Annotated in this window: 25 protein-coding genes; 14 read left to right on the forward strand and 11 right to left on the reverse strand. The window is 48.0% G+C overall.

The features are described from left to right. Positions 1–60: 60 nt before the first annotated feature. Positions 61–798 (forward strand): molybdopterin converting factor subunit 1, encoded by a 738-nt coding sequence (moaD, locus tag M2277_RS04375; protein ID WP_280754244.1) that lies wholly within the window; start codon positions 61–63, stop codon positions 796–798. Positions 799–887: 89 nt separating this feature from the next. Next, the gene (locus M2277_RS04380; RefSeq protein WP_006212075.1) at positions 888–1,934 is read left to right on the forward strand and encodes an HD-GYP domain-containing protein; all 1,047 of its coding nucleotides are present in this window, start codon (positions 888–890) and stop codon (positions 1,932–1,934) included. Positions 1,935–2,300: 366 nt separating this feature from the next. Here M2277_RS04380 and sufB read toward each other — a convergent pair whose 3' ends face one another. From sufB to M2277_RS04410, 6 genes are all read right to left on the reverse strand, one after another. Continuing rightward, positions 2,301–3,698, reverse strand: a complete 1,398-nt coding sequence (gene sufB / locus M2277_RS04385) for a Fe-S cluster assembly protein SufB (protein ID WP_006212076.1) — start codon at positions 3,696–3,698, stop codon at positions 2,301–2,303. Positions 3,699–3,733: 35 nt separating this feature from the next. Beyond that, positions 3,734–4,153, reverse strand: coding sequence for a Fe-S cluster assembly sulfur transfer protein SufU (sufU, locus tag M2277_RS04390; protein WP_006212077.1), 420 nt, complete (start codon positions 4,151–4,153; stop codon positions 3,734–3,736). Continuing rightward, positions 4,143–5,363 carry a cysteine desulfurase gene (locus M2277_RS04395; protein ID WP_148246655.1) on the reverse strand — a complete coding sequence of 407 codons (1,221 nt, stop codon included), beginning with the start codon at positions 5,361–5,363 and terminating at the stop codon, positions 4,143–4,145. Before M2277_RS04395 ends, sufU begins: the two co-directional genes overlap by 11 nt. Then, entirely contained in the window at positions 5,360–6,664 is a 1,305-nt protein-coding gene (gene sufD, locus M2277_RS04400; RefSeq protein ID WP_148246654.1) for a Fe-S cluster assembly protein SufD, read from the reverse strand. The genes M2277_RS04395 and sufD overlap by 4 nt, the downstream gene beginning before the upstream one ends. Before the next feature lie 22 nt (positions 6,665–6,686). Further along, complete coding sequence (gene sufC / locus M2277_RS04405; RefSeq protein WP_006212080.1) at positions 6,687–7,469, reverse strand: Fe-S cluster assembly ATPase SufC; 783 nt, start codon at positions 7,467–7,469, stop codon at positions 6,687–6,689. Between the two features lie 444 nt (positions 7,470–7,913). Further along, entirely contained in the window at positions 7,914–8,390 is a 477-nt protein-coding gene (locus M2277_RS04410) for a Dps family protein (protein ID WP_006212081.1), read from the reverse strand. Between the two features lie 308 nt (positions 8,391–8,698). Here M2277_RS04410 and mtnK point away from each other — a divergent pair, with 308 nt between their 5' ends. Further along, positions 8,699–9,922 (forward strand): S-methyl-5-thioribose kinase, encoded by a 1,224-nt coding sequence (gene mtnK / locus M2277_RS04415; RefSeq protein WP_006212082.1) that lies wholly within the window; start codon positions 8,699–8,701, stop codon positions 9,920–9,922. Next, a complete protein-coding gene (gene mtnA, locus M2277_RS04420) occupies positions 9,919–10,998 on the forward strand; it encodes an S-methyl-5-thioribose-1-phosphate isomerase (protein WP_280754246.1) in 1,080 nt (359 codons plus the stop codon). The genes mtnK and mtnA overlap by 4 nt, the downstream gene beginning before the upstream one ends. Positions 10,999–11,163: 165 nt before the next feature. Here mtnA and M2277_RS04425 read toward each other — a convergent pair whose 3' ends face one another. Further along, positions 11,164–11,466 carry a YunC family protein gene (locus tag M2277_RS04425; RefSeq protein ID WP_006212084.1) on the reverse strand — a complete coding sequence of 101 codons (303 nt, stop codon included), beginning with the start codon at positions 11,464–11,466 and terminating at the stop codon, positions 11,164–11,166. 232 nt (positions 11,467–11,698) lie between these two features. On the opposite strand from M2277_RS04425, the gene M2277_RS04430 reads away from it, so the two are divergent. Then, positions 11,699–12,247 carry a hypothetical protein gene (locus M2277_RS04430; RefSeq protein ID WP_006212085.1) on the forward strand — a complete coding sequence of 183 codons (549 nt, stop codon included), beginning with the start codon at positions 11,699–11,701 and terminating at the stop codon, positions 12,245–12,247. An 86-nt stretch (positions 12,248–12,333) separates the two neighbouring features. Here M2277_RS04430 and M2277_RS04435 read toward each other — a convergent pair whose 3' ends face one another. Further along, positions 12,334–12,714, reverse strand: a complete 381-nt coding sequence (locus M2277_RS04435) for a DUF423 domain-containing protein (protein WP_006212086.1) — start codon at positions 12,712–12,714, stop codon at positions 12,334–12,336. 212 nt (positions 12,715–12,926) lie between these two features. Here M2277_RS04435 and M2277_RS04440 point away from each other — a divergent pair, with 212 nt between their 5' ends. The 8 genes from M2277_RS04440 (at position 12,927) to M2277_RS04475 (ending at position 21,753) form a co-directional block, all read left to right on the forward strand. After that, complete coding sequence (locus M2277_RS04440; RefSeq protein ID WP_006212087.1) at positions 12,927–13,349, forward strand: hypothetical protein; 423 nt, start codon at positions 12,927–12,929, stop codon at positions 13,347–13,349. A gap of 167 nt (positions 13,350–13,516) precedes the next feature. Next, complete coding sequence (gene yhbH / locus M2277_RS04445) at positions 13,517–14,677, forward strand: sporulation protein YhbH (RefSeq protein WP_006212088.1); 1,161 nt, start codon at positions 13,517–13,519, stop codon at positions 14,675–14,677. Between the two features lie 338 nt (positions 14,678–15,015). Continuing rightward, positions 15,016–15,153 (forward strand): hypothetical protein, encoded by a 138-nt coding sequence (locus tag M2277_RS04450; protein WP_006212090.1) that lies wholly within the window; start codon positions 15,016–15,018, stop codon positions 15,151–15,153. Beyond that, positions 15,137–17,329, forward strand: coding sequence for an acyltransferase family protein (locus tag M2277_RS04455; protein ID WP_280754248.1), 2,193 nt, complete (start codon positions 15,137–15,139; stop codon positions 17,327–17,329). The genes M2277_RS04450 and M2277_RS04455 overlap by 17 nt, the downstream gene beginning before the upstream one ends. A gap of 166 nt (positions 17,330–17,495) precedes the next feature. Continuing rightward, positions 17,496–18,332, forward strand: coding sequence for a sulfurtransferase (locus tag M2277_RS04460; protein WP_280754249.1), 837 nt, complete (start codon positions 17,496–17,498; stop codon positions 18,330–18,332). Positions 18,333–18,536: 204 nt separating this feature from the next. After that, positions 18,537–19,196, forward strand: coding sequence for a response regulator transcription factor (locus M2277_RS04465; protein ID WP_280754250.1), 660 nt, complete (start codon positions 18,537–18,539; stop codon positions 19,194–19,196). 6 nt (positions 19,197–19,202) lie between these two features. Beyond that, entirely contained in the window at positions 19,203–20,603 is a 1,401-nt protein-coding gene (locus M2277_RS04470) for a sensor histidine kinase (RefSeq protein WP_006212094.1), read from the forward strand. 55 nt (positions 20,604–20,658) lie between these two features. Continuing rightward, positions 20,659–21,753: a hypothetical protein gene (locus M2277_RS04475; RefSeq protein ID WP_036643384.1), complete on the forward strand. Its 1,095-nt coding sequence runs from the start codon at positions 20,659–20,661 to the stop codon at positions 21,751–21,753. A 157-nt stretch (positions 21,754–21,910) separates the two neighbouring features. Here M2277_RS04475 and M2277_RS04480 read toward each other — a convergent pair whose 3' ends face one another. Then, on the reverse strand, positions 21,911–22,924 hold the full coding sequence (locus tag M2277_RS04480) for an ABC transporter substrate-binding protein (RefSeq protein ID WP_280754251.1): 1,014 nt from the start codon (positions 22,922–22,924) through the stop codon (positions 21,911–21,913). Between the two features lie 95 nt (positions 22,925–23,019). Further along, entirely contained in the window at positions 23,020–24,639 is a 1,620-nt protein-coding gene (locus M2277_RS04485; RefSeq protein ID WP_006212099.1) for a helix-turn-helix domain-containing protein, read from the reverse strand. Positions 24,640–24,898: 259 nt separating this feature from the next. On the opposite strand from M2277_RS04485, the gene M2277_RS04490 reads away from it, so the two are divergent. Continuing rightward, a complete protein-coding gene (locus M2277_RS04490) occupies positions 24,899–25,237 on the forward strand; it encodes a VOC family protein (protein ID WP_006212100.1) in 339 nt (112 codons plus the stop codon). A 170-nt stretch (positions 25,238–25,407) separates the two neighbouring features. Here M2277_RS04490 and M2277_RS04495 read toward each other — a convergent pair whose 3' ends face one another. Further along, positions 25,408–26,172: an SDR family oxidoreductase gene (locus M2277_RS04495; RefSeq protein WP_280754252.1), complete on the reverse strand. Its 765-nt coding sequence runs from the start codon at positions 26,170–26,172 to the stop codon at positions 25,408–25,410. Between the last annotated feature and the right edge of the window lie 160 nt (positions 26,173–26,332).

Here is a 26,332-nt window from a genome sequence, read left to right on the forward strand (position 1 = left end):
ATAACATTTTAGCGAAGAATATGGTATATTGTAGCCCATAAGAATTACGAGGTGATAAAGATGTCGACAACCATTCCTTTACTGCTATTCGCCGGACTAGCTGATCGAATCGGCACCGGTTCGCTTGCCTTCAACGTACCGGGCCTCCCGCTTACAGCCGGCGAATTAAAGTCGCTTCTCAGCGAAGCTTATCCTCATGCCAAATCCCAGATTGCCACCGCTTTTGTAGCGGTCAATCAAGAATATGCCCTATCGGATCAGCTTATTCAGATTGGCGATGAGGTTGCTCTCATTCCGCCTGTATCCGGCGGTGATGGAACAGAGGGGGATGCCCCTGACTCGAAGTCCTCCACGGATGGGAATTGCCTTATCACTTCCGACAAGCTGTCTGTAGAAGAGGCTGTAGCCAAAGTCCATGATGCAAATCATGGAGCTACACTTTCATTTATAGGAACTACCAGGGAAATGACCGGCGAGATGCGTACGGTTACGTTGGAATATGAGGCCTACATTCCGATGGCATTAAAAGAAATGCAGCAAATCTGTGCAGACATTCTCTCACAATGGCCTGGTACGCAATGCGCGATCTCTCATCGAATCGGTACCGTCGGCATAGGTGAAACCAGTGTGGTCATTGCCGTGTCCTCTCCCCATCGGGCATCCTGTTATGATGCCAGTCGCTACGCCATCGAACAGCTGAAGCGCTCCGTCCCGATATGGAAGAAGGAGATATGGGACGATGGGTCGGAGTGGAAAGGACCGCAGACTGGACCCTGGGACCCAATGATTAGGCAATAAGTCGTGATTATATCATTGTAAAACCATAATTTTCTTGCTAAGATAGTTTTGATCTTTTTACTTACTATAAGGGCAAGAGGTGCAATGATTTGAGAGTACATGTCACGGACCTGATACCCGGTGATCAAATGCAGCATGATGCTTACAACAGTAACGGCGTTCATGTTCTACAAAAAGGAGCAACACTTCGAATAGAGGATATATCCAAGCTGCTGCAGCACGGCATCGATTACATTGAAATAGAGCCACGGGCATTGACTGTATCCCTCGATCCATTATCTGAAATTTCAGATTCATTCAACAAGGTGAAACCACAATTCAATCTCGCATTCAACGGATGCTCCACCCTGTTCACGGAAGCATCTCAGTCCGGAAAGTTCAATGAATCCGTTGTAGACGATGTCTTCAAACCTTTGGTCGGCTCTCTGGATGAGCATACGGATGTCGTATCCCTCCTCCTCCTCTTTAACGGTAAAGATGATTACACCTACCGGCACTCCATTCAAGTAGGAATGTTATCGTACTATATAGCGGATTGGATGGGATATTCCCAAAAGGAAGCTTACGATATTGGCAAAGCCGGTTATCTCCACGACATTGGCAAGAGCAAGATTTCAAGAGATATACTGGACAAGCCTGGCAAGCTCACCCCTGAAGAGTTTGAGGAAGTGAAGCTGCACACCATCTATGGTTACGAGATGATCTCGGAATCCATGAATGATAAGGTTACCGCAATGGTTGCCCTGCAGCACCATGAGCGGGACGATGGCTCCGGTTATCCCAGAGCACTCCGTGAAGATCAGATCCATCCATATGCCCAAATATGTGCTGTCGCGGATGTATATAGCGCGATGACAACGAACCGGGTGTATCAGTCCAAGCAGCAGCTGTTAACCGTTCTTCGGGAGCTCTACAGCCTCAGTTTCGGAAAGCTGAACGGCAAGCCTACACACGCCTTCATCCAGCAAATGCTTCCGAACTTTATTGGCAAAAAAGTTCAGCTGACAACCGGTGAATCGGGCATTATTGTGATGAACAATCCCTCGGATTACTTCCGTCCGTTGGTGAAAACCGACGACCGGTTCATCGATCTTTCCAAGGAATACAATACGGCGATTCTGGAGATCCTCCTGTAATCTGTAAACCGCGTTTTTCTATGGTTACGTCCTTTTCGAATTCATTTCGATACATACATTTGAAATAAAGGTTCCCCGGCTGGATGAGAGATTCACCACCGGGGAACCTTTTCATATTTTCAAGGGAAGGTGTGATATTTCTCACATCCGATCCCTCCTGGTTTCTGGCAGAATATAAGACGTATCCCGATAACCTGAGCACGCAAGTATAAAAGTCACACTAGATACATCATGGGACCGTTCCTGTCAAAATGAATGGAGAAGGACACCATGCTTTCCCCTTCTCTGTGGGCTATAATAATCGGGAATAAGCAAAAAAAGGGGCAAACCACTCGCATGTGAGTGATTTGCCCCTGTGTTTAGGATTTAACCGATGGAACCTTCCATCTCGAACTTGATAAGACGATTCATCTCTACCGCATACTCCATTGGGAGTTCTTTGGTGAACGGTTCGATGAAGCCCATAACGATCATTTGTGTAGCTTCAGCTTCACTGAGACCACGGCTCATAAGGTAGAACAATTGATCCTCGGAAACCTTGGATACGGTCGCTTCATGCTCCAGCACGATATTATCGTTCTTGATTTCATTGTAAGGAATCGTATCGGATGTAGATTCGTTATCCAATATGAGTGTGTCACACTTAATGTTGGCTTTGGCGCCTTCCGCGTTGCGGCCGAAGGAGGCAAGTCCGCGGTACGTTACTTTACCGCCGTGCTTGCTGATGGATTTGGATACAATGGTAGACGTTGTATCCGGTGCCAGGTGAATCATTTTAGCCCCTGCATCCTGATGTTGGCCTTTACCTGCTACAGCGATGGACAATACCATCCCTTTAGCGCCGCGGCCTTTCAGAATAACAGCTGGGTATTTCATTGTAAGTTTGGAGCCGATGTTGCCATCAACCCATTCCATCGTTGCATTCTCTTCAGCAACCGCACGCTTCGTAACGAGGTTGTAGATATTAGGTGCCCAGTTCTGGATCGTTGTATAACGAACGCGAGCGTTCTTTTTACAGATGATCTCAACTACCGCGCTGTGAAGCGAGTTCGTGCTGTAGATTGGAGCTGTACAGCCCTCTACGTAGTGAACAAAGCTATCTTCGTCCGCAATGATCAGGGTACGCTCAAACTGTCCCATGTTCTCGGAGTTGATGCGGAAATATGCTTGCAGCGGAATTTCGCATTTTACACCTTTTGGAACATAGATAAAGCTTCCGCCGGACCATACGGCACTGTTAAGTGCAGCAAATTTGTTATCCGTTGGAGGTACCACCGTTGCAAAGTATTCTCTCAAAATTTCCGGATGCTCTCTGAGCGCCGTGTCGGTATCCATGAAGATGACACCTTGATCCTCAAGATCCTTCTGCATGTTGTGATAAACAACCTCGGATTCGTACTGTGCGGATACACCGGCCAGGAACTTCTGCTCTGCTTCCGGAATTCCTAATTTGTCAAAGGTTTCTTTGATCTCGGTAGGTACTTCCTCCCAAGTCTTCCCTTGCTTATCAGAAGGTCTTACATAATACTGGATATCGTTGAAATCGAGCTCGTCGAGGTCGCCGCCCCAGCGAGGCATTTGCATTTTCTCGAACTGCTCCAGTGATTTCAGGCGAAATTCCAGCATCCATTCCGGCTCGTTCTTGATTTTGGAAATTTCCATAACGACTTCACGTGTCAAACCTTTACCGGTTTGAAAAATAGCTTTGTGCTCATCGCGGAAACCATATTTATACTCTTCCATTTCTGGTGCTTTTTTAGCCATTTAACTTACCTCCCTATCGATCTATTATCGTTCGCTTACTTCGCGTCTATTCCTTTTCGGAGTGCGTTCCACGCAAGTGTTGCACACTTAATGCGGGCAGGAAATTTATTAACACCGGATAGGGCTTCAATGTCCTCGTACTCTTCAAATTCCACGGCCTCACCTTTCATAAGGGAGGAGAAGCGGTTCGCAAGACTAATTGCTTCATCAAGCGACTTGCCCTTTACAGCATCGGTCATCATCGAAGCGGAAGACATGCTGATGGAACAGCCTTCGCCTGTATATTTGGCATCGGCAACAACGCCGTTCTCCACCTTCAGCTGCAAGGAAATTCGATCTCCGCAAGTCGGATTGTTCAAATCGATGGTTACCACATCTTCATCAAACTTTCCGCGGTTGCGGGGGTTCTTATAATGATCCATGATGACACGTCTATACAAATCGTCAAGTTGCATCGCCGAAATACTCCTTTGTCTGGATTAAGGCGCTAACTAACCGATCAACGTCCTCCTCTGTATTATACAGATAAAAGCTCGCACGTGCCGTAGATGATACTTTTAACCAACGCATAAGCGGCTGACAACAATGATGTCCTGCTCGAATCGCAATTCCTTGTGCATCAAGTACCGTGGCTACATCATGCGGGTGAACGTCTCCAAGATTGAATGTAACGAGACCGACCTTGCGTTCGCGTGGACCGTATATCGTAATCCCTTCAATCTCGGACATGCGGTTCATAGCGTAAGCCGCAAGCTGAGTCTCATGCTGTTCGATCGCGTCCATTCCGATTTCCTCCAGGAAATCGATAGCGGCGCCAAGACCGACAGCCCCTGCAATGATAGGCGTGCCCCCCTCAAACTTCCAAGGGAGCTCCTTCCAATTCGATTCGTACAATCCAACATCATTGATCATCTCGCCGCCGAATTCGATCGGCTCCATTGATTCCAGCAGCGCCTTCTTGCCGTATAATGCGCCGATGCCTGTTGGAGCACACATCTTGTGGCCGGACAAGGCGTAGAAATCGCAATCCAAGTCCTGAACGTCCACCTTCATGTGCGGTGTGCTTTGAGCGCCGTCAACCACAACAACTGCACCGTGGCGATGGGCGATTTCCGCGATTTGTTTTACAGGATGCACAATGCCCATGACATTGGATACGTAAGCAATCGCAACGACCTTCGTCCGTTCGGTAACGATGGCCTCTACATCCTCGACCCTGATCGAGCCGTCAGGCTGCAGAGGAATATATTTCAGCGTAGCGCCAACGGCCAGGGCCGCTTGCTGCCACGGAATGAGATTACTATGATGCTCCATTTCCGTCAGGACAATTTCATCCTCGGGACCGCATACAGAGCGTGCGTACGACGAAGCAACCAGATTCAGTGCCGTCGTTGTACCGCGGGTAAAAATAATCTGTTCCGAACTCTCGGCATTAATGAAACGGGCAACCTTCTCCCTGGCTCCTTCATAAGCGTCGGTAGCACGGCTGCCGAGCGTATGAACCCCGCGGTGCACATTGGAGTTCTCCCACTCGTAGTACCGCTTGACAGCATCTATGACTACCTGCGGCTTTTGAGATGTCGCGGCATTGTCGAGATATACCAGCGGATGTCCGTTAATCTCCTGATGAAGGATGGGAAATTGCTCACGGACGGAGGCTATCATTGTCCCAGCTTCCTTTCAACAAGCCCCTGCAGCTGATCGCGAAGTCCCTCAAGCGGGATTTCACTTACAACCGGAGCCAAGAAGCCATAAATAATCAAGGATTCAGCCACTGTACGCGAGATACCGCGGGACATCAGGTAATAGACTTGCTCCCGGTTCACTTGTCCGACGGACGCTGCGTGTCCTGCCGTTACATCGTCCTCGTCAATCAACAGGATCGGGTTCGCGTCGCCGCGGGCTTTCGGGCTGAGCATCAGAACGCGCTCGGTTTGTTGTCCGTCCGCCTTCGTTGCACCCTTCTCGATCTTGGTGATTCCGTTGATGATGGCCTGGGCTTCTTCACGCATGACCGCGCGAGTAATCATCTGGGATTCAGAGCTCTTGCCAAAATGCTTCGCTTGCGTCGTGTAGTTAATCTTCTGGGAGCCGGAACCAACCGCAATGATTTTTGCATCGGAGGTTGAGCCATTGCCCTTCAGAATACTCATGGTGTCACTTGCTGTATCCCCATCATTCATCTCGCCGACGATCCATTCGATGGAGGCATCATTCTCCAGCACCGCGCGGCGGAATGTAACATCCGTTACCTCGCCGGTCAATTGGTGTACGGAAGCATACCGAACCTTCGCGCCATTTTTAACGAATACTTCCACCGCTCCGTTGTGCGTTACCGGCCCAGTCAGGGAATCCGATACGTAGTTATCCACATACGTAATCTGACTGTTCGCTTCCGCTACGACCAGAACATGCGGAGCAAATGTCGCTTCGGCATCATCACTCAGCATAACGGCCTGAAGCGGAACATCCACCTCTACGTTTTTGGGAACATAGAGGAACACCCCGCCGTTCCATACCGCAGCATGCAGAGCAGCCATCGAATGCTCATCGTTCTTAAGCGCTTGGTGCAGATAAGGTTTAACCAAATCCGCATGCTCTTTAACCGCTGTTTCCAGATCGGTAAAGATAACGCCTTTTGCAGCAAGTTCCGGTGCCAAGCTTACATGCACAGTTCCCGAGTTGCGTTGAATAACCAGACCGCCTTCTCTTGAACCTTCTACAAGTTTAGCAACTTGTTCAGGCAGATCATCAAGGGAAGCAAGTTTCTTGCTCTCTTTATATTCACCGTAGCTTTGAATGTTCCAGCGTTCAATACGCTGTTTCTCCAGCTTGGGCAGTTCCAACTGGCCAGCCAGTTCCAGAGAAGCCAGACGGCTGTCTGTCAGCCAAGTCGGCTCCTGTTTACTTTCGGACAATGCCTTCAGAGCCTCAGCGTTGACCGGAAGAATGGTTTGTGTAGTCATATCGTTTCCTCCTCCCGTCTATTTACGCGTCTTGACCTACAGTTTCATCAGTAATGCCCAGCTCTTCTTTAATCCAGTCGTAACCCTCAGCTTCCAGACGCTCCGCCAGTTCAGGACCGCCGGATTTCACGATGCGGCCTTGCATCATAACATGTACATAATCTGGCGTGATATAGTTAAGCAAACGCTGGTAGTGGGTAATAATCAAGAAACCGCGTTCTTCCGATTTCATGGCATTCACGCCGTTCGCTACAATTCTCAAAGCATCGATATCAAGACCGGAGTCGATTTCGTCAAGAATCACAATTTTCGGATCCAGCATCATCATTTGCAGGATTTCGTTACGCTTCTTCTCACCGCCGGAGAAGCCTTCGTTCAGGTAACGATGGGCAAACTCAGGGTTCATCTCGAGCTCTTTCATTTTGCCTTCCATTTGACGGATGAATTTGATCAACGAGATTTCGTTACCTTCGCCGCGGCGCGCGTTGATGGAGCTGCGCAGGAAGTCGGAGTTCGTAACACCAGCGATTTCGCTAGGATATTGCATAGCCAGGAACAGACCGGCGAGTGCGCGCTCATCAACTTCCATATCCAGCACATCTTCATCATTCAACAAAACTTTACCGTCTGTAACTTCATATTTAGGATGACCCATTAAAGCGGAAGCCAACGTACTTTTGCCTGTGCCGTTTGGTCCCATGATGGCATGAATTTCTCCGCCCTTCATCTCAAGGTTGATTCCCTTAAGGATCTCCTTGCCTTCGATTGTTGCTTTCAATCCTTCAATGACAAACTTGGTTGACATATTAGATTCCCTCCGTTAGATAGGTAGTGTATTTTTGTCCTATATGATAACAGGATTTGGACGCCCTGATTTCATAAATAAAAAATAATTATTTATTTATAATCATTCTAAACTGATTATCAATGATTCTCAAGCCATTTTATAATAAAATATGACGTATTTCAACCGGACAAGCGTTTTAGAGACAACATTCGGACAACCAAAACACTTAAAAAACAGGCTTGACCGATAGACCGGCCAAGCCTGTTTTAATCTGCTCTGCTCATCCTGTAGTTGCTGATGCTTCTAGTGTCGTCACGGCATCCGTCACCGCGTTAACGCTCGTTGACAAACGGTGTTATAGTCATCATCATGTTGAGCTGTACAGGCGCATGTTGGACGAGCACCCTAAAGCTCTGCAAATACAAGTCATGAACATGGCATCGCTACATTATTATTCACGAATTATCCAAGGAAAGAACGCAGCATCCACATATGCTTCTCAAGATCAGCCTTGAAGCCTGTAAACATATCCGCTGTAGGCGCATCTCCGGCTTCCTCAGCCATTTCGATACCTTCTGTCAGCTCTTCCGATACGGTAGCAAAGTCCTCAATCAGGGCTTGTACCATTCCGCGAGTATCCTCGTTGCCGGAAGCTTCCTGAACCGTTGCAAGTTCCAAATATTCTTTCATGGTTGCTGCAGGCTTGCCTTTGATCGACAGCAGGCGCTCCGCAACCTCATCCATTTTAAGTGTAACTTCATCGTACAGTTCCTCGAACTTGACATGAAGGGAGAAGAATTGCTCTCCTGTTACATACCAATGATAATTATGAAGTTTGACATAGAGCACGTTGAAATTCGCGACCTGTTGGTTCAACAGCTGCTCTAAGCTGGAGTTTTTTGTTTTTCCTGCAGATTTGCCTGATGTAGTTTTTGCCATGGTTAATCCCTTCCTTTTCTATATGAAATGCACCCTGTACTGCGACAAAGGAATATGCTGCAGATCGGTGTATACCCATTGTAACTGGAACCTTCTGCTAATGCCATTCCTTCATTAATATATAAGTACATCCTGAGCTTGGGCGTCTATTTGTAGTTTACCCTTACGGCTTCGAAGCGAATCAGATTCACCAAACTTAAGGGTTGCCAAAAAGTTATACAAAATTCGCGAAAAAACGTTATACTAGGTAATACCAAGCAAAAAAGTTGGCTTTGTTTTTCTTCTATTCTATTTGGGGGTGATCATCCATGTCTGCATACCATCCGCTGAACGCGGAAGAAGCTATACAGTTAGCAAAAAGTATACCGGGCCGGTTCCCGGACCATGCCGAACTCGAATGCCGCGAAATCGGCGACGGCAATCTGAATCTGGTGTTTCATGTCACCGCCAAAAATACGGCTGATAGTATCATTATCAAGCAAGCCGTTCCTTATGCAAAAGTTGTAGGTGAATCCTGGCCGCTGTCGCTCGACCGTGCCCGTATTGAACGTGTGGCGCTGGAGACGCAGTACTCCCTTTGCCCGAACCTCGTACCGAAAGTATACGGCTATTCGGATGAGCTCGCCTACACCGTGATGGAGGACTTGAGCGAGTATACCATCATGCGCAAAGGCCTTATTGAGGGCATCGCCTATCCGAAGTTTGCCGAGCACATTGGCGAATTCATGGCCAGAACGCTGTTCTATACATCGGATCTCGGGATGAACCAACAGGAGAAGAAAGTACTTGCCGGCCGTTTTGTGAATCCGGATTTATGCAAAATCACCGAAGATCTGATCTTCGAAGATCCATACCGCGAATCCTCCAATAATAACTATCCGGACCATATTGCCGATGAGGCGGAGGCGCTTCGTACGGATCTGCCTCTCCACTTCGAAGTGGCTCTGCTTCGCGAGAAGTTCCTGACTCACGCCCAAGCCCTGCTGCACGGGGATCTGCACACAGGCAGCATCTTCGTCACGCCGGAATCAACCAAGGTGATTGACCCGGAATTTGCATATTTCGGGCCGATGGGCTTTGATATCGGCGCCGTGATTGGCAACCTGCTGCTCAACTATGCCGCTCAGCCGGGCTGGAGCCAGGACGAGTACACGCAAGCGACCCGGGAGGCAAGGCTCCTCGAAATGGCAAGCGACGTGTGGAATCACTTCGAGAGCAACTTCCGCATGCTGTGGAATGATGACCTGTTGGATGAAATGTCTCGTACGCCTGGATATCAGGACTACTACGTATCGCAGATATTGAAGGACACCGCAGGATTTGCCGGCTGCAAGATGATCCGGCGCATTGTTGGGCTGTCCCACGTTGCGGATATCGATACCATTGCCGACGATACCGCCAGAGAAGCGGCGCAGCGCAAAGCACTGGCGATCGGCAAGAATCTTGTTCGCCATCATCGCAGCATCAAATCCTTCGAGGATATCCTGACTTTGATTCAACAAGCAACTAAAGGAAATGAGGTATCGATATGAGCGGTATAACTACCGGCAACTCCAGCACCTATGAGCCGCTAAGCTCCGTATACTGGGGCGGGGACCATCTGGTCCTGCTTGATCAGAGATTGCTCCCGGAAGAAATCGTGTATCTCAAGCTTTCAACACCGGAGGAGGTGTGGGAAGGCATTCATTCCATGAAGGTCCGCGGCGCACCGGCCATTGGAATCGCGGCAGCATTCGGCGCCGTGCTGGGAGGCATGCTGTACGAAGCTGACGACAGCGAGGGATGGCTTCAGCAAGTTGTAAAGACCTGCGCTTATCTCGCCACTTCCAGACCGACGGCTGTCAATCTGTTCTGGGCACTGGACCGTATGAAGCTGGCTGCAGAGAAACTCGCAGCAGATAAGCTTGATACAGCCGCGCTAAATGCAGCATTGCTCGCTGAGGCTGAGGCCATTCGTTCCGAGGATGAAGAGGTATGCCGCCGGATCGGGGAAAATGCACTGCCTTTCTTCAAGGATGGCATGGGCGTCCTTACCCACTGCAATGCGGGCGGATTGGCAACTGCCAAATACGGCACAGCCCTGGCACCGATGTATCTGGCTCATGAGCAAGGCTTGAACATCAAGGTGTTCGCCGATGAGACAAGACCTGTACTGCAAGGCGCCCGACTAACCGCTTTTGAGCTTCAGCAGGCCGGTATCGACGTTACGCTGCTGGCAGACAATATGGCCGCCATGGTTATGTCCAAAGGCTGGATCCAGGCAGTCATCGTCGGTACAGACCGTGTAGCCGCAAATGGCGATGTCGCCAACAAAATCGGAACGTATGGGGTAGCCGTTCTGGCGAAAGCCCACGGCATTCCTTTTTACGTGGCTTGTCCGCTGTCTACGATTGATCTGAACACGAAGACAGGCTCGGATATTCCGATTGAGGAGCGTCCTGCCGAGGAAATCACAGAAGGTTTTGGCAAACGCACGGCTCCGCAAGGCGTAAAAGTATATAACCCGGCCTTCGACATCACACCGAATGAATATGTCACAGCAATTATTACCGAAAAAGGCGTCGTACAGGCTCCTTATCACGAGAGCTTGAAAAGTTTGTTTGAATAGTCCTGTCGCTGCAAATGCAAGTCACTTCAACTAAAACGGACAACCGGTTGAAAAACCCGATTGTCCGTTTTTTTCTTGTCAAAGCTGCTTCAATGCAGCTTACTAACTATTTCATATAAAAAAGAGCGATCCGCTTGGACCACTCCTCAGCCCCAGAAACAGGCCCTATAACATCCGAAGAATTGCGTCCTTGCCAGCCAAGCCTGGATGGATACCCCATTTCTCCGCTTCCAAGGTTACGGATTCGAGCGGTGCTTCCAGCAGCTGCTCGAGTGTGCGTACCCCAACGGCTCTTGCGGCAATGATCTTGCGGTCCGCAAGCTGTTCGTTCAGAAGACCAACATCCAGCGCACCACACATAATATAGCCGCGGGAAGTATATACGGCCAGCAGCGTAGTTTTGGGCAGCTTAACCTCAACCCCCATAACGGTATGTCCTTCAATTTCGATTGGCAGTAAAGTCACCAATATAAACAAACCTCCCCTCACATCGGCTTAGAATTATGTTTATTCTCCATGAACCGACATGGTGCGAATGTCTCTGATATCTGGGCCTTCTCCTGCATACAAGTGGTACGAATGTCTCTAGATCAATAGAACAATCATGAAATACGCATGACATTAGGACTATGAAAATCTGAAAATTATGGTATATTTGATTCAGTAGAAACAATGTGAAAGCTGGTGAATAATAAAAGCTATGAACACAATTCCTGTCACCGATGATAACGGCTTTTTATTCAACGTTGATATTCTGGTCAAGAGTCCCTCCAACGCACTGGCTTTGCAATATTTGCTGGAAATGCTGAACGACAAGGCTGAGGTCGTCGATTTCCGGGTTAAATCCGGGATGGAGCTTGGAGAGATTATCAACACTTTGGTTCAAGCCAAGAAAAAATCCGTTATCAGCAAAGCCTCTCAGAAGATGGCTTCTGCAACTTCTCAGAATAAGGAAAAGCCCGCTCCGCCCCCTGCGACATCCTTGCCGGAAAAAAAGAAGGTCGCTGCCAGCGTGCCTTCTGTTCAAACTCCACTCACCGGAAACGATCCCTTTGAATGGATTAAAGTATATAGTAAGGAGAATCGCCTTGTTCGCTTGACAACCAACCGCCACGGCAAGCAGACAAGTCTTCCCTGCCGGATTCTCAACTATGATGAAAGCAATTTTCTGGTCAACGTCTATCATGTGGATGAGAAACAGGTTTATACCTTCAAGCTTAATGAAATAGACGAATTCAGTGTCAGTTAACAGGGTATACATTTAACCGGATTCCACTAAAAAACGGCTTCGCCGCCCCTGCAACAAGGGATCGGCGAAGCCGTTTTTCAGGAGAATCAGGCGTTTCTTCGAGACAGCGCCGAGGACATCAGCATCAGCCAGCCCACGATGAAGGATACGCCGCCAATCGGCGTGATGGCCCCAAGCCACTTTATACCTGATATACTTAACACATAGAGACTGCCGGAGAAGATGATGGTGCCTGCAATGAATAAAGCTCCCGCCCAGAACAGCTTGCGGGATTCGCCCAGTACCTTTGCCAGAATACCTGTAATCAGGACCGCAAGTCCATGCATCATATGATATTGGACTCCCGTCTCATAAATGGCAAGCTCGTCTGCCGTAATCATGCCTTCTAACATATGGGCACCGAAAGCACCGATGGCCACAGACAGCGCCATCAGGATCGAGCCCCATGCGATGAATGTTCGACTCAAGCCGTTTCAACCCCTTTTGTCAACGGACACACCGTGTCCTTATGTAATCATGTTAAGTTTAACGGATTCGCCACAGCTTTTCCACCTGCATGAAAGCGCTCTGGACTTGATTTCAGGGCCATTTTGTGAAAGATTAATAAGGATGTCTTTTTTTTTGAATAACCCGCATGGACTATTAAAGAATGTATCCCAAGTTAGGAGCGATTAAGTACATGGATCAGCAAACACCTTCCTCCCCATCCGAGGACCAAGCTTCACCCCAGAAACCTAAAACCACATTTATCCCCCCTGAGGACAGAAAGCACTCCCGATTCGGCATAGCATCCTTCATACTGTCTATCGTTACGCTGCTCGGTTATATTTTGCTCGGCGCACTCGGCACAACGATGATTGAACCTTATATGACGGAAAATGGCCCGATCCTGGAGCCGACGCAGGAAACGATGGAAGCGATGACGACGCTTGCCGCTGTGTTCATCCTTGTGATGATCGTAAATATCGTCGGGCTGGTGCTCGGCGTTGTAGGCTGCTTCTCCAAAACGCGCAAGCGTGCGGTTGCCGTCATTGCAACCATCGTCAACAGCGTGGTTATCGTCACCATCGGCGCCCTGTTCCTATTCGTACTAAACGGCTAAGCATTATCATGGTGGGACACTTGCCTGATCATTTTCAGGTGAAGTGTCCTTTTTCACGGCAAACACGGATTCACACTCACATATCGCTCTTTCTCCCGAATATAATGAAATACTACAGCCAAAACGACGGCAACAGTGTCAAAGCTACACTTGGGAGGTGACTGTCCGTGCAAAATGAAGATGCCCTTTCGTTTGTCGTATCCCGTGAAGACTGGTCGCTGCACCGCAAAGGCTATCAGGATCAGGTACGTCATCAGCATAAAATTCGCGAAGTGATCAAGCGCAACCTGCCTGACCTTATTACCGAAGAAAACATTATCCTCTCCGACGGGAAACAGATCATTAAGGTTCCGATCCGAAGCCTTGACGAATACCGTTTCATCTATAACTATCAGAAGCAAAAGCATGTCGGCCAAGGCGATGGCGACAGTCAGGTTGGTGACGTCCTCGGTCGAGACCCTTCGTCGGCCCAGCCCGGAAAGGGAGAATCCGCGGGCGATCAGGCAGGCCAGGACATCGTGGAGACCGAGGTCAGTCTGGAGGAATTGGAGAACATGCTGTTTGAGGAGCTGGAACTTCCGCTGCTTCAGCCCAAGGATAAAGAGCAGATCGAGACGCAGTCCATCGTGTTCAACGACATCCGCAAAAAAGGCATCATGTCCAACATTGACAAGAAACGCACCATTCTGGAGAATTTGCGACGCAATGCCAGAGACGGCAATCCCGGCATCCACGGCATCAGCCCGGACGATCTTCGTTACAAGACCTGGGACGATACCGTCATTCCGGAATCGAGCGCGGTCATTATTGCGATGATGGATACTTCAGGGTCCATGGGCTCTTTTGAAAAATACTGCGCACGCAGCTTTTTCTTCTGGATGACCCGTTTCCTTCGCAAACAGTACGAAAAGGTTGAAATTGTGTTTATCGCCCACCATACCGAAGCGAAGGAAGTAACCGAGGAGGAATTCTTCACACGCGGTGAAAGCGGCGGAACCATATGTTCATCCGCTTATCAGAAAGCGCTGGATATTATCAATCACCGTTATCCCCCTTCCCAATACAACATTTATCCATTCCATTTCTCGGACGGCGATAATCTCACTTCCGACAATGAACGCTGCGTCAAACTCATCGGCGAGCTGCTGAAGGTAAGCAATATGTTCGGTTACGGCGAGGTCAATCAATACAATCGCAGCAGCACGCTGATGTCGGCCTATAAGAATATCAAGCTGGACCAATTCATGTACCATGTGATCAAAGATAAAGGGGAAGTGTACGACGCACTGAAAACCTTTTTTCGCAAACGTGAAGGAGCCGCTATATAATCCGTACGCAAAAAAGAATGAAGGAAGATGTGAGCTGATTCATCATCTTGACGTTAGGGGAGGCAGGGACCTCCTCTTTCTTATGGTCTGAAGCGATACGGCTAACAGGCTGTTATCGAAGAGTGCACATACCAAGCATAATAGCTTGTAATTTCAAATGAAAAATCTGTCTTATTATTGACATCACAATGTAGCCGTAGGTTCATTTTTTTGTCACCTTCTGTTTTTCTTGGGATGCTAGTATTTAACTATGACATCAAGTTGCAGGATATTACAGGTTTCGATACAGGTCTCCTTAATATGAAATATCCTCCTATAAAGGAAAGGGAAGGTTTACCATGTTCCAAATGACACATCGACTATTCAGCACCCAGACGTTTGAGAATATGTCCTACATATTATCGCAGCGGCTGTTGCAGGGCGGCATCAGTGCAGATCCTTCGAAAGGAGTGATCTCCAGTGCCGATATCGGATAAACCACATTCGCGTTACATGCCTGGTCTGGATGGGCTAAGAGCCCTCGCCTTGATCGGGGTTATGGGATACCACTGGAATTTTGGTTTTGCAGGCGGTGGTTTTCTCGGGGTCAGTTTATTCTTTGTACTATCCGGTTATCTCATAACCGATATTCTGGCATCCCAATGGCATCATCAACGGCGGATCGACCTGAAGGATTTCTGGATACGAAGGTTCCGGCGCCTTCTGCCGGCCATGCTGCTCATGCTGTTCATCCTGGTCGTATGGGTTACACTGTTCGACCGATCCCGGCTGCTCACTCTTCGGGGCGAAGTACTGGGAGCCGTTACGTACATAAGCAACTGGCAGTTTATTTATCAGCAGCAATCCTATTTCGAATCATTTGGCCCGCCGTCTCCACTAGGGCATTTCTGGTCGCTGGCCGTGGAAGAGCAGTTCTACTTGCTGTGGCCGCTCATCATGCTGGCGGGACTCAAGCTGTTCCCCCGCAGAGGACAGCTGTTCAGCTTTATCGCCGCCGGAGCAGCAGCCTCGGCTCTGGTCATGGCGCTCATCTACCAGCCGGGAGAAGATCCCAGCCGAGTCTACTATGGAACGGATACCCGGGCGTTCGGTCTGCTGATCGGAGCAGGGCTGGCCATCGTATGGCCCAGCTGGAAGTTATCCCTTCAAGTATCCACTGCCGTCCGGCGCAGACTTAACCTGACAGGTGCTGCAGCATTGCTCATCATCCTCTTCATGATGTGGCAGGTGGACCGGTACGATCCGTTCCTGTATCGCGGAGGCATGTTCCTCTTCTCTATGGCTGCTGCCGTACTCGTTGCGGTACTCGCCCATCCCGCGGCATCAATCAGTCGCTTGTTAAGCTGGAAACCGCTGTTATGGGTAGGCGTACGTTCCTATGGCATCTATTTGTGGCATTACCCTGTGATGATACTCACCTCGCCTGCTTCCGGTTCAGGAGATCTGAGCCTGCCACAGGTTGTATTGCAGATTACGGCAAGTGTCATACTGGCAGCACTATCCTGGAAGTATGTAGAAGAGCCAATACGACACGGCGGTTTGAAGAAGTTATGGCTTAAGGTCCGTTCCGTTCGCCGCCGTCCGGCTTCGATATCGTTAAGAGGCTGGATCGTGTCGCTAAGCTCGCTTATCTTAATTGGTATTTTCTGTACCGGCATGATGAGCAGCGTATCCGATGCAAGAACAGTTGGCGATATCGCAGCAATGCTGAACATCGAGAACACGGTTCTGGAAGAACCCGAGCCGTCTCAAACAGAGGAGTCCTCCCCAGACGTTCCTCCGCAAGGACAGCAGCGAAATCCGGTAGGAACGATTGGAAACATTACTCCGCCTGCGGACGTGTCTTCGATGCAGCCTGAAGCGACGAGGGAGCCAAGCTCCGGGGATGACACGAAGAAGGATTCCCTCCCGGATACAGAAGCCGTTCCAGGGAATAACGATTCAATCGTGAATGAAGATTCGGGCAATGCACTTCCAGCCGGAGATGGCACCGCGAGCCATCAGACAAACAAAGTGGATGGGAGCTCAGAGACAACGGATTCCGGCAACAATGATAAGACTGGTAAGGAAATAAAGTCTGAAAATCCTCCTCAATCCAAGGATTCTTCAGACGGTTCTGCTGATGGCAAGGACCCTAACCATACCAAGCCGGTGAATAAGGATCCGCAAGCTCGTCCATCGTCTAAATCCACAATCACGGCCATCGGAGATTCGGTCATGCTCGGTGTCTCCCCTTATCTGGAGAAATCACTGCCCGGCATTCATATCGATGCGGTGATTGGACGCCAAATGCGCCAGGCTGATGATCTTGTCCCAGCATTGAAAGCTCAAAACCGTATCGATGGCGGCATCATCATTATCGGACTGGGAACCAACGGAGCTTTCTCGAAAAAAGACCTCGATTCGCTTCTGCGCCCGCTGGATTCCGCTAAGCAAATTGTACTTGTCAATACACGGGTTCCTCGTGATTGGGAACAGAACGTAAACGACATGCTGGCAAAAGCGGCTGCCGAGAACCCGAAGGTTACACTCGTGGATTGGTACTCGGCGAGCAAGGATCATCCTGAATATTTCCGATCCGACAGCGTTCACCTGGAACCGGAAGGTGCCGCTGCCTACACCTCGATGCTGCTTCAATCTATCAAGAAATAAGCATTATCCGATTCTTGCCATATTCCATTCTTACTAATGTCGACCTGCTCTCATAATTTTATGGGACAGGTCGACTTTTTACTTATATACGTAATGGCAAGCAGCAATATGATATAATTCGATTACCTTATATCATTATTTCCCATAGAAGGCGGTGTCCTGATATATGAACAATATCGTGACGATGAAATGGCTGCTGGCCAGACTCTACGAATCGGATCTGGTCATCGTAGACTGCCGTTTTGCTCTTGGCAAGCCGGAAAGCGGCCAGGCCAGTTACGAGGAGTCGCATATCCCGCGTGCGGTTTATCTCGATCTGGAGAAGGACCTCTCCTCCCCCATTACGGAACATGGCGGACGCCATCCGCTGCCAGACTTGGATACATTGGCAAAGCGTCTTGGCCAATCCGGTATTCATCAAGGCAGCCGTGTCGTCATCTATGATGACCAGGGCGGGGCCATGGCCAGCCGTTTATGGTGGCTGCTGAAATATACGGGGCACGAACAAGCCTATGTAATGGCCGAAGGCTATTCAGCCTGGAAGAGCGCTTCTTATCCGGTTACGGATGAACAGCCGATTGTCATTCCCGTTACATACGAAATGAAGCTGCAGCCCCATAAACTCGTCAGCGTACATGACGTACGCCAGGCTTCTCAACAGGGTATCAGCATGCTTCTGGATTCCCGCGAGCCGCGCAGATATGCCGGATTGGAGGAGCCCTTGGATGCCAAGGCCGGACATATTCCGGGTGCAAAGAACTACTTCTGGAAGGGTGTTCTGGAGCCTTCCGGACATTGGAAGGCTCCAGGAGCACTTCGTGAGCACTTCTCGGACATTCCGCAAGATACCGAGATCATTGTATACTGCGGCTCCGGCGTAACTGCCTGCCCCAACGTGCTTGCTCTGGAGGAAACCGGTTACGGCCATGTGAAGCTGTATGCAGGCAGCTGGAGCGACTGGATCAGTTACGAGGACAACCCGGTTGCGACGGGAGACGAGTAAAGTGCAAGAACCCGTTAGTCGGCGGGTTCTTTTTTTATATGATCGCTCTTGTTAACTATCTTTCATGAATCTATGTATCGCTGAAACGACAACTCGTGCTAAAGTACTTTCAAAGAGAAACTATCGTAAAACACGGGCTTTGACTTAAAAAACGCCCTGCTTATCGCAGTGAATAACGGATTTTAGCAAACGGAGGACTCGATTGTGGCCAATATATTAGTCGTTGAAGATGAAAAATCGATAAACGATTTAATTACAATGAATTTAAAACTGGTAGGACATCATTTCTGTAAATCTTACAACGGAACAGACGTCATTCAATTTCTTAAACAGGAGAAATTTGATCTGATTCTCCTAGATATAATGCTGCCTGGTATGGATGGTTTTGAACTAATGCAACATATACGAGCATATAACATACCGGTTATTTTTCTTACAGCGAAGGAATCCTTGTCCGACCGCATCACCGGATTTGAACTTGGAGCTGAGGATTATATCATCAAACCATTTGAAATTTTAGAGCTTCTTGCTCGCATAAATGTCGTGCTTCGCCGTGCGAAGCCATCCGATGACCTCTTTGTCTTAGGTGAAGCAGAAGTCAAATTGCTGGAACGGCAAGTATTAAAAAACGACCAACCTGTAGAATTGACTGCACGAGAATTCGATCTACTTGAGGTATTAATCCGTAATCGCAATATTGCGTTATCCAGAGAGAAACTGCTGGAACTTGTCTGGGGTTATGATTTCCTCGGTGAAACCCGCACGGTAGACGTCCATATTAGACAGCTGCGTAAAAAGCTAGGATGGGAAGAACGGATCGTCACTATCTTTAAGCTGGGCTATAGGCTGAATGCGGAGGTATAGAACCCATTGAAATTCTGGCTGAAGACACTACTCGTGGTATTAGTTCTTTTCGTTGTGGCACTTGATATCAGTGTTGTCATGATTATGAATAAAAGCTGGTCTCTTAATACAGAGCGAGAAATCCAAAGAGCCTCAAGTGAACAAGCGCTCATTGCTAATAACATCTATGAGAATTTAACGTCGATCATGTCACGAGGATCGAGTGTAGACGATGAAATCCTGCACAATGTTACCTATTCTTATGCCAAAAATTATTTACAACAGGGTGTTACCTTACAGCTCTGGAATCAAGAACAGCTATTATATCCAAAAGATATGAACCATCTAATAAAACCCGACATTCCATTCGAACAAATTGAAGAACAAGGAATTCATTATATACAATTCTCTCATAAACTTCCTCCCCCTTATGATCATCTACTGCTTGTTTACACACGAGATATTGAGGAATTGTATGACAATCAGCGAGAGCTGAATCGTTTTTTTGTAACTATCAACTTTACGATCAGCCCTGCGCTTATGATTCTCCTGTTTCTATTCATCAGGCAGTTGACTAAACCACTTAGGTTATTATCGAAGACAACCAAACATATTGCCGAAGGCGATTATTCAGAACGGGTCCTGTTATACAACAAGGATGAGTTCGGCGAATTGTCGCAGAATTTCAACCGCATGGCTGAAGCGATAGAACAGCGTATGCATGAGTTGTCAGAAATGGCAGAAGAAAAACAACGAATCGTTGATAATCTTGCACACGAATTGCGAACACCACTTACAAGTATGCAAGGCTTCGCAGAATACTTGAGATCCGCTAACATTGGGGAAGAAGAACGCGGCACCGCCACCCACTATATATGGACCGAAACCATGCGATTAAAAAGCCTGGCCTTTAAGCTGCTAGACCTTTCGGTTGTCGGTCGTAAACCGCTGGAACTGCAACGAATCCCTGTTGAAGAGTTATTCAATTCTGTCCAACAGACTGAAATGAAAAACATGAGGGATTCTCGAATCAAGCTTATTGTCCATCGGGATATCGATTATGTATATGGGGACTTTGATTTACTCGCCACTTTCCTAGTAAACTGCCTTGAGAATTCAATTCATGCTTCCGTTGAAGGAGGCGAAATTAGGCTAATGGCTTATGAACTTGACGAAGAAGCCGTTCTGGAAGTACGCGATTTCGGTATTGGAATGACTGCACAGCAGGTGGCACGGGCTTTTGAACCCTTTTACCGAGCTGACAGTGCCCGTTCCAGAGAACATGGAGGGGCAGGGCTCGGCTTATCCTTGTGCCGTCAAATTGCCGAAGCACACGATGCTCGTCTATCACTGCAGTCTAAGCAGCATTCAGGAACGAGTGTCCATCTTATTTTACAACTCCATAACAACTCCAGTACGACTCCATAATAACGCTATATTAAAGTAAACCAAGACAAAAGCTTATTAAATGGAGGGTATAACAATGAAAAACAAGAAAAAATTATTCACGATGGCAGCAACAGTATTTGTTATTTCGGGGGGACTTCTGGCATTAAATGCAGTCATGGTTCCAAGTGTCGTAAATCAAACAGTTGTAGCACAAAAGGCGTCCTTGCAACAGAACATATCAACCGTAAGCTCTGTTAGCAGCACGGTGCCTGTTATGAAAATTGAAGCCACAGCTCCTGTATCAACAGTTGAGAGCTATCTAGAGCAGACCATAACAGATGAAGAAATACAATTAATTAATAACTATTTCGATGAAAATAAAAAAGAAACCACCGAGCTAAGCAGAGAGCTTACAGAAGAGGAAAGTAACCGTCTTCTAAAGCTGGGCGATCAATATGTATATGATGGACTGCGACCAACGAGCCCACTACCCTTAGAGCCAGGACCTTATGATTTTTATCTCGATATGGACAAAGACATCTTCTTCTACCCCAAGAGACCTATGACAGATCAAGAGCTGCTGCAACATATCGACTGGTACTACCGGATCAACTATGTATTATCCAAACGAGTTGATCCCGAACAACAGGAAATCACCGACATCAAAGAGTCAGAAGCTGTCAAATTTGCAGCAGCAAGTGTAAAGAAAATATTTGACGTCGATGTTTCCAAGCTGGAGGTTTCTGCCTCTTTGCATACCTTATATTCCGAACAACAGAAAACATGGAGTATTCTCTTTCAGCCATATAAAGCAGATACTTTACGAGCCAATGGACAAGCCTATTTAACTTATATTGTCATCCTGGATTCAACAACAGGTACGGTGATAGATACAACGGTTACTGATTTATCATACAAAAGAACACCTATTAGTTCCTCAGCAAGTCTAAAAATAAGCAAGGATGCAAGCTGGGTGGTAGCAGCTAGGCAGATTGTGACTAAGAAGCTTGGCGAAACCCGAGCAATCAAGAGCGCAAAATATGTGAAGAATCCAGTTAACGATAAACGTGGAATGGTTAACATTCTAATTACTTTGGAAGATGGCAGCACTTATGATGCAGAGCTTCGTTATCCTGAAAAAACACTACGATGCCTGTTGTATAATCCTGCTCCCTCCATTACACCATAACCTCTCAAGTATTAGGCTGGTTCCTCATAGATTGAATTCAATACAACAAAAAAGAGTGTGCAGAAATTGCACACTCTTTATCTATTTTTCCAGTAAGCCAACACGTCATATCATTTGCGAGCGTGCTCATCGTCGACGACGGAGAGAACCACATCAACTATCTATCCTGTTTGGAGAGCCAATCCGCCAATTCTTCTGTTTGAGCAAGAACGGCAAGCGGATCATAATACCAGGAGCGTTCCTCAGGCCAGACGTACATCTGTCCCTTATTGACTGCCGGGAGGCTGCCCCAGATCGGGTCTGCTTTATAATCCTCCATCGTACTGGAATTGGAGGTCATAATAATATAATCACCCGCATATTTGCTCACCATTTCAGCCGTTAACTCAGCCCACTGCTTCTCTAATATTTCCTCGGCCACCCCGCTGGGAGGTTTCCTTCCCAAAGCCTGATAGACAGCCTGACCGCCACGCCCGAAATTATCACCGTATACCCAGGTTGACTTCTCGCCGTCCTCCATAATACTGAAGGTGGCGTCAGTGGGAATTGCTGCATCGACTTTAGCCTTGGCGGCCGCAATGCGCCGGTCATATTCCTCCAGCCAGGTTTTAGCTTCTTCTTCCTTACCAAACAGTTCGCCGAAATAAGTCAACTCTTCGTGGGCGTTTTTTAAATCCCCGCACGGAATGACGATAGTAGGTGCAATTTTACTGAGCTGTTCATACGTTTTTTCAGCATTGCCGGTGATGATGAGATCCGGATTCAATGCCACGATTTTCTCGACTGACGGCTTTCCGTAATCCCCAATATCCTCGATTCCTTCCAAAGATTCTTTAAAGTAGTAGTTCTTGATGGTTAATCCTGGCGCTCCGACCGGAATCACATCAAGCGCAATGAGACTTCCCAAGTATTCTTCAGCAACAATTCGCTGCGGATGCACCGGAACTTCAATGTCTCCATGGACAGTGGAGATCGTTTTCACTTTGGAATCTCCCTCCGAATTCGTCTCAACCGCTTTCGACGGATCCGACGCTGCAGTCTGTACTGTCTCCGTGTTGCTATTGCCGTTACCCGTATCTGCTGCTCCACACGCACTGATCATAAGTGCCGTTATAAGGACCATGACAATCAATGTAAGCCTTCGTCTGCTCAAATAATCTGAAAAAAGCAATTTGAATCCCCCTTATTTATCGATAACGATAATCATTCTCAAATAAACTTTACCCCCTGTCCCTTCAAATGGCTATGCCTTATAATGATGTCCATTCATGCAAATTTGTGATGTCGTCTCAGCACCTTCATCAATTCGTGCAGCTGTGCTTCCGAAGAGATGGGATCATACCCGAAGAATAATTCCGGCTGATTCAGCACATAGACTTGATTGCGCCGGACTGCATCCAAATTCATCCATTCCTCCGAACGAAACAATACATTGACACGTTCCTGACCAGATGGATCACTTGGGAGTGACGTGATAAAAATATGATCTGCTGCATAAGAAGCGATCTCTCCAATATCGACTTCGACAAACCCATCACGAAACAAACCCTCCTCTATCAGCCGTTCAGGTGGACGGAATCCGATATCATCATATAAAATCTGACTGCCTCTGCCGAAGCTGCCGCTAATGCAATAGGCCTTGTCCGAGCATATTTCCCAGACAACGGCGGTGCCCCGCTCACCAAGCACATGGTTCAGCTCACCATTCACACGATCGGCAAGTTCGTCATAACGGGACAGCCAATCCTCTGCTGCCGTTTGTTTGTTCATCGTGCAAGCAATGAAACGAAACTGTTCACGCCAGCTCATCGTCTTGAATGGCAGCTCCAGAACAGGGGCCAAAGAGAGCATCCTCTTATTCTCAGCCGCAGAATTGTAGCTAATAATCAAATCGGGACTGGATGAAGCCACTGCTTCATAGTATCCATCAGTGGCAAGCGTATAGGGATCGAAATAACGTCCTGTACTCAAGTTCTTGTTATATTGAGTCTGCAGCAGCCAGGGAGTATACACACCAAGCTCTGGAATAATGCCAAGTGCCAACAACGATGCGGTATGGTTAAGATTCAACGCCGTGATACGTTTAGTCTTGCGTTTGTATACCGTAGGCGATACACCGACGGATTCTTTGAATTTACGGCTTAAGTACAAGCCCTCCTTATACCCTACCTCCTGCGCCAGAGCATTCAGATCCTGCGATCCGGTCAATACTCGTTCCTGCGCTTTGCGAATTCGAAGCAGCGTCAGGTAAGCATTAAAGGTACGTCCGGTATGCTTGCGGAACATGCGTGAGAAATGCTCAGGACTGACACCCGACAGAGCAGTCATATGCTCACGTGTTACATCTTGATGGTAGTTCTTTTCTATATACTCAAGAGCTTGCTCCACCCAAGATTGTTTTGTTGATGAAGAAGCCCTGATTTCCATCTCCGCATGGATCTCCTGCAGCAGTTTAATAAACAGAAGCTGCATGTGAAAGGGCTCATCTGAGTTCTGACCTCTCCACAAGCTCTCAAACTCTCCGGCCAATCGCAGAGTCTCGGGCGAGATGGCATGAAACGGCGCAGAGCAATCAAGACCATAAGATGTGCTGCCAGCTATAGATAAACACCGGTATTCTATATAAATCCCCCGCAACGGGGTAACTCTGTTCGATTCCAGCCTTAAATCCGGAATGGTGCTGCCAGAGACAAATACGCTTCCCCTGGAAACCGGGAATGAACGATCATCCTGGTGCAGCATACCGGCTCCGTCCTGAATAATCAGTACTATGTAATCCGCCTCCTGACTGTCCCCGATGGTGCTTGGAATCCCTTTCTCCAATCCGATTAAACGAATGGGGATATGAAAAGAGTACATGGAAAAGGTGGCCTTTGGAGTTAACATAGAACCTCCCCTTGATTATGATAATCATTATCAATTAAGTATAACAGATGCGCTGTCTCATCTGTTAGGATAAATCCATTCTCAGCAGCTATGCATTTTTATGAACTGACAAAGCAAAGCCCGTTCAAAAACCTTCAACTTATATGACGGCTTTCATCATCAACTACAGTCTAAAACGACCATAAGCCTGGTACTTGCATATATGTGCTACGCTTGAATTAAGAATCCCTCATTCCACTAAAAAGGAAGTGTGTACACAATGATACTGAATCATCTTAATCTCACGGTAACTGATGTAACCGCAGCCAAGGAATTTCTGCAAACTTATTTCGGACTCAAAATCGGCGGTGAGCGCGGTCAGTCATTTGCAGCGTTGTTTGACGATGAAGGGATGGTGCTGACCTTAATGCGGGGGACCGAGGTGAACTATCCCAAGACTTTTCATATCGGCTTTATACAGGAAAGCGAAGAGAAGGTAAATGAAATCCATCAACGTCTGAGGGAGGATGGGTATGATGTCCCTCCTCCCCAAAGGGCCCACGGCTGGACTTTCTATGTCAAGGCTCCAGGAGGCTTTACAGTAGAAGTACTTGCATAACTATCATGCCGCATGAGGTAACGGCTGGGTTAGCTTCCTACCATAAGAAGCCTGCGCACTGCGCGCGGGCTTTATGGTATGTCGGCCTGTTACAGAACATGCAAAAAACCGTGCATGGCACGGTTCTTCTCATGAATACGTGTTCTTCTCTTGCTTCAAGAAGCAAGCTCTTACAAGTGAGAGCCTCCGCTTGCATCGATGCTCTGACCCGTGATCCAGCGGCTCTCCGAAGAAGCCAGAAATGCTGCGATATCTGCGATATCGCCAGGCTCTCCCCACCTTCCGAAGACCGAATAGTCGGCGCCGAATTGAAACGAAGCAGGATCCTGAAGCATCGGGGCATTCATGTCCGTGTTAATGAATCCGGGTTGAATCGCATTGACCGTAATCCCACGGGAGCCAAGCTGGCTTGACAAGGAGAGCGTCAACGCATTGATGGCCCCCTTCGTCATGGTGTACGCCGGAATATTGGGCAAGGAAATCCGGGTTACGGCAGACGATAGATTAATAATGCGCCCCTCGTCCCGAAGGCGCGGAAGGGCTTGCTGAATCAGGAAGAACGGTGCCTTCACATTGACTCGCATGATATCGTCAAAGCTCTCTTCTCTTGTCTCCTCGATTGTTGCCATCAAGCCGACTCCTGCGTTATTGACCAGAATATCGAAACGCGTATCATCGGTCCGTGCTCTCAACATGTCATCCAGCGTTTTGTACAGCTTTCTTACTCCATCCCTGTCGCCAAGATCTGCCCCAATCAGAAAAGCGTCGCCTCCGCCCTGTGTTATCTCCCGTACGACCTCTTCCGCCGTATCGCGGTTCTTGCCATAGTGAACAGCTACCAAGGCCCCTTCCTTTGCTAGACGCATGGCTACGGCGCGCCCAATTCCTCGACTGGAACCCGTAACCAGGGCTATCTTCCCATTCAATGCAGTCATGATCTCATCATCTCCTCTTCTTCTTTCACTTTCAGTTTTATCACAGGGTCCGTTTCGAAATGTTGCTCACCTATTCGGACATTCCTTTTCTGAAAATTAAAAATCATTTACATTCCATATAATGCTCTTTATAATGAGAATATCAAAAGAGCTGCGCAAC

This window comes from Paenibacillus sp. LBL (assembly GCF_029893715.1).
Classification (GTDB): domain Bacteria; phylum Bacillota; class Bacilli; order Paenibacillales; family Paenibacillaceae; genus Paenibacillus_AQ; species Paenibacillus_AQ glucanolyticus.